Source organism: Gordonia sihwensis, from assembly GCF_029632925.1.
Taxonomy (GTDB): domain Bacteria; phylum Actinomycetota; class Actinomycetes; order Mycobacteriales; family Mycobacteriaceae; genus Gordonia; species Gordonia sihwensis.
On sequence record NZ_CP121248.1, the window covers coordinates 2800410 to 2813973 of the forward strand.

Below are 13564 nucleotides of genomic sequence, written 5' to 3' on the forward strand. Positions count from 1 at the left end.
GTGTCGTATCTGCTTCGCGTTCTGCTGAACGACCGTCCCGGCAGTCTCGGCATGCTCGCCGTTCAACTCGGCGCCGTCGGTGCCGACATCCGCTCGCTCGAAGTGATCGAGCGAGGCGAGGGCTACGCCGTCGACGACCTGGTGGTCGACCTGCCCTCGGGTGCGCTGCCCGACACCCTCATCACCGCCGCGGAGAAGGTCGCGGGCGTGCACGTCGACTCTCTCCGTCCGCACGACGGGGTCCTCGACACGCATCAGGAACTCGAGTTGATCGACCTCGTCGCCGCGGGCGGCAAGGACCGCCTGCAGGTGCTGGCCGACTACGCTCCCCGTGTGCTCCGCGTGTCGTGGGCGATGGTGATCTCCCGCCCCGGTCCGGACGTGCTGCGCCTCTACGGCAGTTCGGGAGCCCCCGAGACGGCCCTGGAGACGGCCGACTGGCTGCCCCTCGACCGGGCGGTGGCGTTCGACTCCGAAGCCGAATGGATCCCTCAGGGATGGCGTGACATGGGGACCAGGCTGGCCGCCGCCCCCTTGGGCGACGACGGCAAGGCCCTGCTCCTCGGCCGGATCGGCGGTCCCGACTTCCGCCCCGCGGAAGTCGCGCGCCTGGGCTACCTGACCGGCATCATCGCCACCGTCCTGAAGAGAAAGCCGAACACTCAGGGCGGTTGAGCGAGCGCTCCAAGGCTGGTTGAGCGAGCGCAGCGAGTCGAAACAGCATGCGCAGTCTCGATACGCCTGCTCGCTACGCTCACACGCTCACTCGACGGACCTCGGCTAATCCCCAGGCCAGTTGAGCGAGCGCAGCGAGTCGAAACAGCACGCGCAGTCTCGATACGCGCGCTCGCTACGCTCACACGCTCACTCGACGGACCTCGGATCTTCAGCGAGTCGAAACAGCGTGCGCAGTCTCGATACGCGCGCTCGCTACGCTCACACGCTCACTCGACGAACCTAGAAACTTCCGCGAGCGCAGCGAGTCGAAACAGCATGCGCAGTCTCGATGCGCCTGCTCGCTACGCTCACCGGCTCACTCGACGGACCTGGGGTCTTCCGCGAGTCGAAACGGCGCACGCATCAATCGTCCTCCGACTCCGACTCTCCCGCAGACCCGGTCGCCAGCAATTGCTTGAAGCCGTCCTCGTCGAGGATCGGAACGCCTAATTCTTCGGCCTTGGCGGCTTTGCTGCCGGGCGAGTCGCCGACCACGACGTAGTCGGTCTTCTTCGACACCGAGCCCGACGCCTTGCCGCCGCGCACGATGATCGCCTCTTTGGCTCCGTCGCGGGAGAAGTCGACGAGCGAACCGGTGACCACGATCGTCTTGCCGTCGAGCGTCCGCTCGATCGACTCGTCCCGCTCATCGGCCATGGCCACCCCCGCGGCACGCCATTTGGCGACGATCTCGCGGTGCCAGTCGACGGCGAACCAGTCGTGCACGCTCGCCGCCCGCGTGGGGCCGAGACCGTCCACCTGCGCCAACTCGTCGACGGAGGCGTTCTGGATGCTTTCGAGGTCGCCGAAAGCGGTGGCCAGAGCCCGCGCCGGGGTGGGCCCGACGTGGCGGATCGACAGCGCGACGATCACCCGCCACAGCGGGACCCGCTTGGCCTTGTCGAGGTTGTCCAGGAATCGCCGACCGTTGGCCGAGAGCGCACCCGACTTCGTGGTGTACAGGTCGGTCTTGACCAGATCGTCGGCAGTGAGCGAGAACAGGTCGCCTTCGTCGGTCAGCACGCCGCTCGACAGAAGTGCTTGCGCCCCTTCGTATCCGAGCGCTTCGATGTCGAATGCGCCGCGGCCCGCGAGATAGAACAGCCGTTCGCGCAGTTGTCCCGGGCAGTAGCGCTGGTTGGGACAGCGGATGTCCTTGTCGCCCTCCTTCGCGGGGGCCAGTTCGGTTCCGCACTCGGGGCATCGAGTCGGCATCACGAACTCGCGTTCGGTACCGTCGCGCAGTTCGACGACCGGACCGAGCACCTCGGGAATCACGTCGCCGGCCTTGCGAATGGTGATGGTGTCGCCGATCAGGACGCCTTTACGCTTCACCTCGAAGGCGTTGTGGAGTGTCGCGCGGGAGACGGTCGATCCCGCGACCAGCACCGGTTCCATCAGCGCCCACGGCGTGACGCGGCCCGTCCGTCCGACGCCGACCATGATGTCGAGCAGTTTGGTCGTGACCTCTTCCGGCGGGTACTTGTACGCGATCGCCCAGCGCGGTGCGCGTGAGGTCGCACCCAGCCGGCGCTGGCGCGTCACATCGTCCACCTTGACGACGAGGCCGTCGATCTCGTGTTCCACCGAGTGCCGGTTCTCGCCCCAGTACGCGATCGCCTCGATGATCTCGTCGGCCCCGGTCACCTTCTTCGTGTGGTCGGAGACGGGCAGCCCCCACTCGCCCAGCGCGAGGTAGGCCTCGTGCAGCGACTCGGGCCTCCAGCCCTCCACCTTCCCGATCCCGTGACAGATCATCCGGAGTCGGCGCCGCGCGGTGACCTGCGGATTCTTCTGGCGCAGAGAGCCGGCGGCCGAGTTGCGCGGATTCGCGAACGGCGGCTTCCCCTCTTCGACGAGGGAGGCGTTCAGATTCTGGAAGTCTTCGACTCGGAAGAACACCTCACCGCGGACCTCCAGGAGTTCGGGCACCGGGCGCACCGAGTCGTCGAGATCGTGCGGAACGTCGGTGATGGTGCGCGCGTTGAGTGTCACGTCCTCGCCGGTGCGGCCGTCGCCCCGGGTCACTCCCCGGACCAGCCTGCCCTTCTCGTACACCAGCGAGAGCGCGACCCCGTCGATCTTGAGTTCGCACAGGAACTCGGTCCCGGCGCCGATCTCGGCTTCGGTACGCGAGACCCAGGTGCGCATCTCATCGTAATCGAAGACGTTGTCGAGCGACATCATCCGTTCGAGATGGTCGACCGAGGTGAAGTCGGTCGAGAAGCCGCCGCCGACCAGCTTCGTCGGCGAATCGGGCACCGCCAGTTCGGGATGCTCGTCCTCGAGTGCCTGCAGCCGGCGCAACAGCGAGTCGAACTCTCCGTCGCTGATCACAGGCGCGTCCTGGACGTAGTAGCGGAACTGATGCCCGCGAACCTCCTCGGCGAGCAGCGCCCACTCCCGCGCCCAATCGGCGCCCGCCTCCGCTGCGGCCGATCCCGCCGTGTCTGTCCCCTCGCCCTCACTCACGCGTTCAGGTTAACCGAGCCCTGCGACATGGCCGCGTCGGACGAACGCCGACACTACGCTTACCGGCATGCCGCACCCCATCATGTTCTCCGACGACGATCCGATCCTGCAACGACTCCGAACCGTGGCACTGGCACTCCCGGAAGCCACCGAGAAGGTTGCGCACGGCCGTCCGACCTTTCGCTGCGGCAAGATGTTCGCCATGTACGGCGGCGGTGAGAAGGGCTCCAAGATCCGCCGCGACACCGCGCTCCTGTTCATCCCCGACCCGCTCGAGCGAGAGGCGCTCATCCAGGACGTCCGCTTCTTCGTCCCCGCGTACGTCGGCGCCTACGGATGGCTCGGCATCGACCTGACCGCCGACTCGGACTGGGACGAGGTGGCCGAACTGCTCGACGCCAGCTTCCGGCAGGTGGCGCCCAAGCGCGCGGTCGCACAGTTGGAGAGCGACGTCTGAGACGTCCGGAACGGGCGCCGATCGGCCGGGGCCGCGGCGACGCTACGAGGAGCGGTAGTCCGGATCCGCGGCCAGTCCCGCGGCGATCTCCGACGACAGCGACAGGGCCCGCGTCGCCCACGATCCCGTGGCCCCCGCGAGGCCGCATACGGGTGTGACCAGGATGTTGTCGCACAAGACCCGACGCGGCAGGCCGATCCGGTCGATCAGTTCGGTGAGACGACCGGCGAGCGTCTCGGCGTCGACCGGGGTCTCCGGCTCGGTGGCCGGAACCAGCCCCGCAGCGAGCACTCCGTCGCTGTCGACGAAGGCTCCGAGCCGGTCGTAGTCGGCGTCGGGTCGCAGTCTCGTCAGATCGATCGACAGCGCGACCCGCTCGAGTCGATCGGTCAGGTCCCACCGCGGGCGTCCACACGAATGCAGAAGAACGGGCACGTCGAGGCCGTCGACGACGCCCTGCATCAACTCGGCGGCGTCGGGCGCCGGGATCGGCCGAATCGGGTCGAGGCGGGTCAGCGGGGTGACGGTGCCATCGATCACCCGCCCCACGTCGGGTTCGTCGAGCTGCACCAGCACCTTCGCGCCGAGCCGTCGCGTCACCTCGGCGACGTGCCCGCGCAGTCCCTCGGTCAGCGACGCCGCGATGTCACGAACCGCACCGCGGTCCTTGACGATCTTGTGGCCTCCGCGCAGCTCGGCGTTCGCGGCGAAGGTCAGCGGCCCGCACGCCTGCACCTTCACGGTTCGTCCGGAGCCGACGAGCCCGGAGGCTTCCCAATGCTCCTCGAGAGCATCGAGGTCCCAGCGCAGCCAATCCCGCGCGCGCCGCGTGGTGGTGTTGGGGTGATCGGTGAGCCGGTAGGCGTGATGCACCATGTCGAGCGGCAGGTCGACGAGCAACGCGCCGGTCCGGCCGATCATGTCGGCTCCCACTCCTCGCGCGGGGAGTTCGGGAAGGAACGCCAGATCGAGTTCGCCGCTCGCGATGCGCACCGCCTCGGACGGATCGGTGCCGGGCATGGAGCCGACGCCGGTGCCGACTCCGGCCGGCAGCCCCGTCCCGGCCGCCTGCGCTGTCACTCCGAGCCGGTGATCCGGCCGCAGCCGATCACCAGGTCGCCTTCGACCTCGTCCGGAGCGTAGAGCACGGCCGCCTGTCCACGCGCCACACCGCGAAGCGGCTCGCGCAGATCGATCCGGATGCCGGGGCCGTCGGGACCCTCGACCGGCGTCGCGACTGCGGGCGCGAGTCCGCCGTGCGCGCGCACCTGTACCACGCACTCCACCGGGCCGTCCGGGGTGCGGCCGGAGGTCCACACCGCCTTACCCGCGGTGATCGCGGTGACCTCGAGATCGGCCGCGGCGCCCACCGTCACCGTCCCGCTCTCCGGATCGATCCCCGTCACGTAGCGCGGACGACCGTCGGCGGCGGGCGCCTCGATCCCGAGGCCCTTGCGCTGACCGATGGTGAATCCGTGGACGCCGTCGTGCTCGGCCAGCCTCTCGCCCGTCGCCGAGTCGACAACGGCCCCGGGCCGCACGCCGATCCGCGCGCCGAGGAAGGCTCGCGTGTCGCCACTCGGAATGAAGCAGATGTCGTGGGAGTCGGGCTTATTGGCGACCGCGAGCCCGCGGCGTTCGGCCTCCTCCCGGATCTGCGGCTTCGGGGTGTCACCGACCGGGAACATGGCACGCGAGAGCTGCTCGTGGTCCAGGACGGCCAGCACATACGACTGATCCTTGTCGGCGTCGACGGCACGGCGCAGTTCGCCGTCGGCCAACCGTGCGTAGTGCCCGGTGGCGAGCGCGTCGAAGCCCAGCGCGACCGCGCGTTCGGCCAAGGCCGCGAACTTGATCTTCTCGTTGCACGACAGGCAGGGATTCGGCGTCTCACCGGCCGCGTACGAGGCGACGAACTCGTCGATCACATCTTCTTTGAAACGGTCGGCGAAGTCCCACACGTAGAACGGGATGCCGAGCAGGTCGGCCGCGCGCCGGGCGTCGTCGGCGTCCTCGCGCGAACAGCAGCCGCGCGAACCAGTGCGCAGGGCACCGGGCGCCGTCGACAACGCCAGATGGACTCCGACCACCTCATGACCGGCGTCCACCGCACGCGCAGCGGCGACCGCCGAGTCGACCCCTCCGCTCATCGCTGCGAGTACCCGCATCAGCTCTCACCTCCAGCCCGCGCTCCGACCGCCGACAGCAGTCCGGCGGCCCGGGCACGATCGACCACCTCGCCGATCACCTCGCCGACCAGGTCGACGTCGTCCTCCGTATTGCCGGTTCCCAGCGAGAACCGGAGCGATCCGCGGGCGGTCGCAGTGTCGAAACCCATCGCCAGCAGCACGTGGCTGGCCGCCGCGACACCCGCGGTGCAGGCCGATCCGGTGGAGCACTCCACGCCCTTCGCGTCGAGGAGCATGAGCAGCGAATCACCCTCGCACCCGTCGATGGACACGTGCAGCACGCCCGGCAGCGCGAGGTCGGGCTCGATGGGCAGCGCACCGTTGATCTGCACACCGTCGACGGCGCCCAGCACTCCCGCGAGCCGGTCGCGCAAGGCCGCGACGCGCCGGGAATCGGTGTCGCATCCGGCGACCGCCGTCCGCAGGGCCGCCGCCATTCCCGCGGCCGACGCGACATCCGGGGTCCCCGACCGGAGGTCACGCTCGTGACCGCCGCCGTGGAGCAGCGGCACGCAGGCCACGTCACGGCCGATCACCAGCACTCCGGTCCCCTGCGGCCCGCCGAACTTGTGTGCCGCGACAGTCATCGCCGACAACCCGCTCGCCGCGAAGTCGACCGGCAGGTGGCCGACGGCGGCTACGGCGTCCGAGTGGACCGGAACCCCGGCCTCGGCGCCGAGCCGGGCGATCTCGGCGATCGGCTGCACCGTCCCGACCTCGTTGTTGGCCCACATCACCGAGATCAGCGCCACCTCGCCCCCGTGCTCCTCGAGCGCCGCACGCACCGAGTCGGGACTGACGAACCCGTGACCGTCGACCGGCAGCACGACGAGTTCGGCGCCGGCCTCGTCGGCGAGCCACTGCGCCGGATCGAGAACCGCGTGGTGTTCGATCGCCGAGATGACGATCTTGCGGCGCCGAGGGTCTTCACGGCGGCGCGCCTCGAAGATCCCCTTCACCGCGAGATTGTCGGATTCGGTGCCGCCGCCGGTGAAGATCACCTCGGACGGACGGGCTCCCAGGTCGCGGGCGATCGACTCGCGCGATTCCTCCAGCGTCCGTCGGGCCGCCCGGCCGGAGCCGTGCAGTGAGGAGGCGTTCCCCGGGTGTGCCCACGCGGCCGCCATCGCCGCGGCGGCTTCGGGTACCAGCGCGGTGGACGCGGCGTTGTCGAGGTAGACGGGAGGGTAGGGCAGCGACATGACGCGCTCCACGATAGTCGCACGTCGCACTGCCCGGAAATCACCGGGCCAGTTGTCCGACTCGGAGCACGCCGCGCGGATCGTGTTGGCCGGCGAGCGCACGCAGCCAGGCGCGTGTCTGCTCGTCATAACAACGCGCCGTCACGCCGGCGTCGGAGGTCGCCGTGAAGTTCGGCAGCCGGTATCCGTCGGAGTACGCCGACATGGTCTCCACCAGTCCCGCGACCGCGACCGGAACCTGTTCCGCGGTCGGCGGCGCCAGAATCCCGACCGTGTACAGATGCAGGGGCGCCGATCGGTGACAGAGTGCGCTGTCGACCTGCGGCGTCCGCGCGAACCGGCCGCCGAGCAGTCGCAGTTCCACCATGAGGAGAGGCGATTCGACGTCCGGTCCGACGGAGGCCAGGATCGCGTCGACCGCGTCTTCGGGGAGTTCTCGCAGCAGGCAGCCGTCCTCAGCGACCGGCATCGGGTCTGCGGGATCGGCGTGGATCGCGCCGATCGCCGCGTAGGGCATCGTGCCGACCGCATCGAGCAGCGGGGGCGCGACCGCACGTATGGGCGCGAACAGCCGCTGCGCCTCATCGCGCGAAGTCAACGCGGCGTAGCGGACGGCGACCGTCATGCGGCCGGCGAGCATCGGCGGCACCGTCGGCAGCTCTGGCAGTCGCAGCAGTGCCACGGAAGTGTTCGCCTCGACCGGCAGCGAGGCACTCCATGTCCGCCATTCACGCAGAACCGCGGGTGCGTCGGCGCCGTCGAAGTACATCGCACCGGCGTACAGTTCCGGGATCGGCAGCAGATCGATCACCGCCTCGGTGACCAGACCGAGAGTCGCTTTGCCGCCCCGCAGCCCCCAGAACAACTCGGCGTTCTCATCGGGCGACGCCCGGACCACCCGTCCGGCACCGGTCACGACCTCGAACGAACGGACGTGGTCGCTGGAGGATCCGACAGTTCGCACCAGCGGACCGATGCCGCCGCCCGTCAGGAATCCGATCACGCCGACAGACGGTGCCGACCCGCACAGCGGGGCCAGACCGTGCGGTGCGGACTCGTCAAGGACCCGCTGCCACCGCACCCCGGCGCCGACGCGCGCGGTACGCCCTGCGGGATCGATCTCCAGGGTGTCGAGACCGCCGGTGCGTACAAGCAGCGACCGCCCGTCGATGGGAATCGCGCCATGCCCGGTCGAGTGGACGGCGACAGTCATCCCGTTGTCTCCCGCGAACGTCATCACCGCGGCGATGTCCGCGGCGTCGGCAGCGTCGACGACCGCCCAGGGGCGGCGTGACACGGCGACGTTGAATCCGATCGTCTCGTACCCGTCGTCCGACGGCCGGTGCACCGCTCCGCGTACCCGCGTTCGTAGGTCGGCGATGTCGGCGCGATCGATGGCGTGTGAGGTCATGGCATGTCTCCCGGTTCACGGCGGCGCGGAGATCCGCACCTGTCCCGAACCGACTGTCACTCAGTGCGCTTGCATCCTTCTTGGACTGCCCTTGGCACACTCGTCCGCCGCTCGGCGGCGTGCGCGACGTCGGCTACTGCCTGGAGGCCCAGCGCACGGGCCTGCGCGGCGATCGCCGCGATCTCCCTCGCGCGGTCGGCCGAGTCAGGTGCCCGCAGAGCTTCGAAGAGGCGGCAGCGCAGCAGCCCGGGCCGGCTGTCCCCGGCGATCGAGAGCGCTCGTGCGCGACCCAGCGCCGCGTCCGCGGCCGCATCGTCACCGATCAGATCGTAGAGGCCGGCGAGCGCCAGGTCGACGGGGCCGACGCAACCGACCTGACCGACCGTCGCGATATGCCCCGCGTAGGGGGCGAGCACATCGATGAACGCCCGCGCGTCGTCGACGAAGCGCTCCTCGACCACGAGATTCGCCAGCACCACGGCCTGCGCGAGCGACGTCCAGATCATCGGGCGGTCGTCCGCCCGCCAGAGATCGATCATCGACTGGACCAGCGCGGCGTCGCCGTGCTCGACGGCCACGGTCGCCACACCCGCGGCCAGCAGCGTCGATACCCGATTGTCGGGCGCCGCGGACATCACCGTCCGCACCCATTCCATGCGGTCCCCGCCGCCGGTGCCGAGCACCTCATCGACGACGTCGTCGAACACGCCCCGCTGATTCGCCGTCGCCATCAGCGCGAGCGCCCCGGAGCCCGCAACATACAGTTCCGTCTGCCGATGGACCGCGAGGGCGGTCCGGAAGTGCTGTTCGGCAAGCGCGAAGTCGCCGTGCCAGACCGCCAGCGCGGCCTCCATCCAGCGCAGTTGCGCGCGCAGGACCGGCAGTCGCATGCGCTCACTGCCTGCGATCGCCGCACGCAGACGAGCCTTCGTCTGCGGGATGTCGCCGAGCGTCATCGCGGCCATCGTCACGACCGAACCCGCGATCACCTCGTCGAGTTCGGCATCCGCGTGAGGCAGCGCGGTCAGGTCATCGGCCAGCGAGATCAGCTCGGCCGCGCGTCCGGAGACCCCGGAGTAGGTGATGAGGCGCGCGAGAATCGCGTCGGCCATCACATCGGGATCGCCGACCGCAGCGGCCACCTCGGCGGCTCGCTCCAGAAGCCCGGCAGGCACCGAGGCGTCCCGGTGATAGCAGTGTCCGATCGCGAGCGCTCCCAGCACTCGAACCAAGGCTATGGAGTCGCCGTCGACGATGTCGACCGCTGCGGTGAGGACCTCGTGCAGCGACCCGGTCTCGGCGGTCGGCGAGATCCACGGCCAACCACCGCCCGCACGCAGTAGAACACCCGCGAGACGCCCTACCGTGACAGTGCTCCCGTCACGCATCGCCCGCACCAGCATGGCCTCGACCGTGTCCAGGACGAGCTGAGCCCGTCCGGCGCGGACCTGCGCGTGCAGCATGCCCGTAAGCAGCGCGTCCCGCTCGTCGACCGACGCTTCCGGACCCGCCAGTGTCTCGTGTGTCCGGAGCGCGCGGCTGAGCCAGTGCGCTGCGCTCTCCGAGTCCCAGCGGACCGCCGCATCGTGCGCCGCCTCCCGGCAGGCGGCGACCACGTCGGGCACCTCGGCCACCGGCAACGCGTCGAGCAGGTGCGCTGCCCGGCGGGCGCTCATCTCCGGGCCGCTCCGCGCCGCGAGCAGTTCGGCGGCCCGCAGATGGATCCGGCAACGGCGCAGCGGCGCGAACATCGTCTCGGCCTCGTCGCGCAGAAGTGCGTGGGCGAAGGTCAGTCCACCGCTGCTCGGCGAGGGGACGACGATCCGCTCGTCCGCGGCTTCGTCGAGACAGTCGGCGACCGCGTCGACGCTGCGGGAGGTCAGTTCCGACAACATCGCTATGTCGATCTCCTCGCCGATCACCGCGGCGTGGCCGATGACCTCGCGGACGGTCGGATCGAGTGTCGCCAGCCGGCGACCGAGCACCGATCTGACCGCCGCCGGGATCACGTCGCGGCGCTGTTCCTCCGGCAGCCGGGCATACTCGGTCACATACAGCGGATTGCCACCGGTCCGGGCCACCAGCTGGTCGAGTTCGGCGGCCGACAGATCGGTGTCCGCCACCGCCCGCACCAGCTCACCGACCGCCTCGCGCGACAGCTCCGGCACGTCGAGCAGTCGGCCGCCGGATCGTGCGACGGCCTCGCGGAGCGACTGCGCGGCGTCGGTCGCCTCCTCCTCCCGCAGTGTCAGGACGACGGTGACCGGCGCATCCCGAAGTACCGGCGCAAGGTAGCGGAGCAGTCCCAGCGACATCGCATCGGCCCACTGGACATCGTCCACGACGATCGTCAGCGGTTTCGTCGCGCTCTCGTGTTCGAGGAGGGCTTGCACGCGGTCGTAGACCTCGAAACGGGCCGCGTCGGCGTCGGCGCCGTCGGAGACCGTCAGCAGATCCGTGTCCGCGTTCAACGCGCGGCAGAGCTGGCGCAGGGGCCACCATGCCGGAACGCCCTCGGTGTCCGGGCAGCGCACCCACACAGCCCGATCCCCCGCCGCCTCGGCGAGGTGGACCGCCTCCTCGGCCAGACGAGTCTTGCCGATGCCGGCGGGTCCGGACAGGATCAGCCAGCGGGTGCCGGTGCCCGCCGTACGCAATTCGCGGAGCACGCGCACCGCGTCCTCCCTCCCGACGAGCGGCGCCCCGATATCGCGGGCCACCTCGCCCGCGAGCTCCTGCGTCTCGACGGGCTGGACGGCTCGCGGTTCCGGGGACGACACCGGCCGGGCGCCGGTCCAGCGAGGAGCCAGCGGCCAGGCTGCCAGCACGGGGTCGTGCCTGAGCACCGCACCCTGCAGCTCACGCAGTTCAGCGCTCGGGTCGAGGCCGAGTTCCACGTCGAGATCGCGGACATACGCCGCGTACGCTTCGAGAGCGCTCCCGGCCCGACCGTCGCGATATAGTGCGACCATCCGCAGCCAGACGCTCCGCTCCCGGAGCGGGTCCTGGCGGCACAACTCAGTCGCGGCGACGAGTGCGGTCGCCACATCGCCGTGCGCAAGGAGCGCCGCGATCTGAGTCTCGGTGGCCGCACGCCGCAGCTCGGTCGGCGCCGTCGACTCCACTTCGATCCAATCGCGGTCCTCGAACTCCTCCAGCAACGGCCCCCTCCAGAGCGCCAGAGCGGCTGTCGAGGCAGACAGCGCGGTCTCCCAGTCAAACGCGTCGACCGCATCGCGCGCCTCGCCGGCCAGTCGCCCGAACTCCAGCAGATCGAACCGATCCTGGCCCACCGCCAACCGGTAGCCGGGACTGACCCGCTCGATCGGAGACGCACCGGATGCGTCACGCAGCAGTCTGCGGAGATTCGAGATGTAAGCCTGCAGACTGGTCGCCACCGCCGCGGGCGGATCGTCTCCCCAGACCGCGTGCACCAGCCGATCGGTCGAAACGACGGCGCCACGGGCCAGCAGCAGCGCCGCGAGGACCGCGCGCTGCTTGGGCGACCCGGGGTCGACTGGCATGCCGTCACGCCGAACGACGAGTGGCCCCAGCACCCGGTACTCAAGCATCACAGCCCCAGCTCATCCCGTCGATTCTAGAATGCGACGCGCGGACGGTCGTCGGCTTCGGCAGGCGTCGCATCCGATCGCGCCTGTCTGATCCACACTGCGGCCGCCGCCGCTCCCACGAGAGCCGTCCCACAGCTCACCCACAGTGCCAGCCGCAGACCGTCGACGAATTCCGCCGGGGATCCGCCCGCCAGGACGGACCGCGCGGGGAACAGGGCTCCCAGCGCAGCGACACCCAGTGCGATCCCGGACTGCCGAAAGGCGTCGTTGATTCCCGCGGCCAGTCCGGCATCGTCACCGTGGCTCTCACTGAGCACGACACCGCTCATCACCGGATTGAACACCCCGGCGCCGATGCACGCGACGACGAATCCGGGAACCATCACCAGACCGCTGCTGTGCACACCGCCGAGCGTCATCATCGCCATCCCGACCGCGACCGCCACCAGCGAGAGCGCGAGGGCCCAGCCGGGCGGAACAGAGGTCAGGAAACGGTCCTTGACACCGGCGACGGCCAGCATGACCACAGTTCCCGGCAGATACACGAGCCCGGCGCCGATCGGCGACATGCCGAGGACACCCTGCAAGTAGACAGTGACGTACACGAAGACCGCGAACATCGACGCCGAGATCGCGAAGACCGCGACCTGTGCGCCGGCGAATGAGCGATTCGCGAACATCGCCAGGGGCAGCATCGGCTGGTCTACTCTCCTCTCGACACTGATGAATCCTGCGAGAGCCGCTACCGCGACGGCGAACGCGGCCACCGTCGCGCGATCGGTCCAGCCCCGCTCGTTCGCCTCGACGAGGCCGTAGGTGAGCGCGGCCAGTCCGATCACCACTGCGAGTTGTCCCCGGCGGTCGCCACGTCGGGGCGCGCTGCTGCGCGACTCCGCGACGTGGCGCACCCCCGCCAGGATGACGAGGCCGACCGGCACGTTGATGAGAAAGATCGATCGCCAGGCGAGCAATTCGGTGAGGAGACCGCCGAGCAGCGGACCGACCGCGAACGACGCGCCGATGGTCGCGCCGTACACCGCGAGCGGCCGCGCCCGATCGGACCGCCGGGGAAACGCGCCGGCGAGCAGAGCGAGCGACGAGGCGAACAACAGCGCGGCGGCCAGCCCCTGCACCACCCTGGCGACGATCAGCATCGGCATGCCGACAGCGGCCGCACAGAGGATCGACGCCCCGGTGAATCCCACGGTGCCGAGGATGAACACCCGTCGTCGCCCGTAGCGGTCCGACCATGCACCGGCGCTGAGCACGATGGTCGCGAGTGCGAGCGTATAGCCGTCGACCACCCACTTGAGCGAGGCCATGCCGGCATCGAACTCGCGCGCCATCGCGGGAAGGGCGGTGTTCACCACGGCGATGTCGAGCATCAGCATCGCGGTGGCGGCGCAGACCACCGCGGTCGTCATCGTCTGGGAGAGGTCCCGGCCGCGCCGGGAAACTCGATCAATGTGTTCCATTAGTCCTGACCTCGTTCGTTGAGATTGACGAGAACAGGTTCCGGGGCGCTCCTTGGAAGCGCCTTGCCG

Annotated in this window: 9 protein-coding genes; 2 read left to right on the plus strand and 7 right to left on the minus strand. The window is 69.8% G+C overall.

Translation table 11 applies throughout. The features are described from left to right. Positions 1 to 675: an ACT domain-containing protein gene (locus tag P5P27_RS13495; protein WP_006895917.1), complete on the plus strand. Its 675-nt coding sequence runs from the start codon at positions 1 to 3 to the stop codon at positions 673 to 675. 405 nt (positions 676 to 1080) lie between these two features. On the opposite strand, the gene ligA is transcribed toward P5P27_RS13495, so the two are convergent. Continuing rightward, positions 1081 to 3189, minus strand: coding sequence for an NAD-dependent DNA ligase LigA (gene ligA, locus P5P27_RS13500; protein WP_278124409.1), 2109 nt, complete (start codon positions 3187 to 3189; stop codon positions 1081 to 1083). 67 nt (positions 3190 to 3256) lie between these two features. Between ligA and P5P27_RS13505 the strand changes: the two genes are divergently transcribed. Further along, a complete protein-coding gene (locus tag P5P27_RS13505) occupies positions 3257 to 3646 on the plus strand; it encodes an MmcQ/YjbR family DNA-binding protein (protein ID WP_278124411.1) in 390 nt (129 codons plus the stop codon). A 42-nt stretch (positions 3647 to 3688) separates the two neighbouring features. On the opposite strand, the gene P5P27_RS13510 is transcribed toward P5P27_RS13505, so the two are convergent. The 6 genes from P5P27_RS13510 to P5P27_RS13535 all read right to left on the minus strand — a co-directional run bounded on the left by P5P27_RS13510 (position 3689) and on the right by P5P27_RS13535 (position 13495). Further along, on the minus strand, positions 3689 to 4726 hold the full coding sequence (locus P5P27_RS13510; RefSeq protein WP_278124413.1) for a uroporphyrinogen decarboxylase/cobalamine-independent methonine synthase family protein: 1038 nt from the start codon (positions 4724 to 4726) through the stop codon (positions 3689 to 3691). After that, positions 4723 to 5814, minus strand: coding sequence for a tRNA 2-thiouridine(34) synthase MnmA (mnmA, locus tag P5P27_RS13515; RefSeq protein WP_278124415.1), 1092 nt, complete (start codon positions 5812 to 5814; stop codon positions 4723 to 4725). Before mnmA ends, P5P27_RS13510 begins: the two co-directional genes overlap by 4 nt. Next, the gene (locus tag P5P27_RS13520; protein WP_278124416.1) at positions 5814 to 7037 is read right to left on the minus strand and encodes a cysteine desulfurase family protein; all 1224 of its coding nucleotides are present in this window, start codon (positions 7035 to 7037) and stop codon (positions 5814 to 5816) included. Before P5P27_RS13520 ends, mnmA begins: the two co-directional genes overlap by 1 nt. A gap of 40 nt (positions 7038 to 7077) precedes the next feature. After that, positions 7078 to 8448, minus strand: a complete 1371-nt coding sequence (locus P5P27_RS13525) for an FAD-binding oxidoreductase (RefSeq protein WP_278124418.1) — start codon at positions 8446 to 8448, stop codon at positions 7078 to 7080. A 56-nt stretch (positions 8449 to 8504) separates the two neighbouring features. After that, positions 8505 to 11972, minus strand: a complete 3468-nt coding sequence (locus P5P27_RS13530; protein WP_278124420.1) for an ATP-binding protein — start codon at positions 11970 to 11972, stop codon at positions 8505 to 8507. 74 nt (positions 11973 to 12046) lie between these two features. Next, the gene (locus P5P27_RS13535) at positions 12047 to 13495 is read right to left on the minus strand and encodes an MFS transporter (protein WP_278124423.1); all 1449 of its coding nucleotides are present in this window, start codon (positions 13493 to 13495) and stop codon (positions 12047 to 12049) included. Positions 13496 to 13564: the final 69 nt, after the last annotated feature.

Coding starts and splice junctions, on each gene's coding strand:
- P5P27_RS13505 (WP_278124411.1), top strand. CDS start 3,257: ATGCCGCACCCCATCATGTTCTCCGACGACGATCCGATCCTGCAACGA.
- mnmA (WP_278124415.1), bottom strand. CDS start 5,814: ATGCGGGTACTCGCAGCGATGAGCGGAGGGGTCGACTCGGCGGTCGCC.
- P5P27_RS13520 (WP_278124416.1), bottom strand. CDS start 7,037: ATGTCGCTGCCCTACCCTCCCGTCTACCTCGACAACGCCGCGTCCACC.
- P5P27_RS13525 (WP_278124418.1), bottom strand. CDS start 8,448: ATGACCTCACACGCCATCGATCGCGCCGACATCGCCGACCTACGAACG.
- P5P27_RS13530 (WP_278124420.1), bottom strand. CDS start 11,972: ATGCCAGTCGACCCCGGGTCGCCCAAGCAGCGCGCGGTCCTCGCGGCG.
- P5P27_RS13535 (WP_278124423.1), bottom strand. CDS start 13,495: ATGGAACACATTGATCGAGTTTCCCGGCGCGGCCGGGACCTCTCCCAG.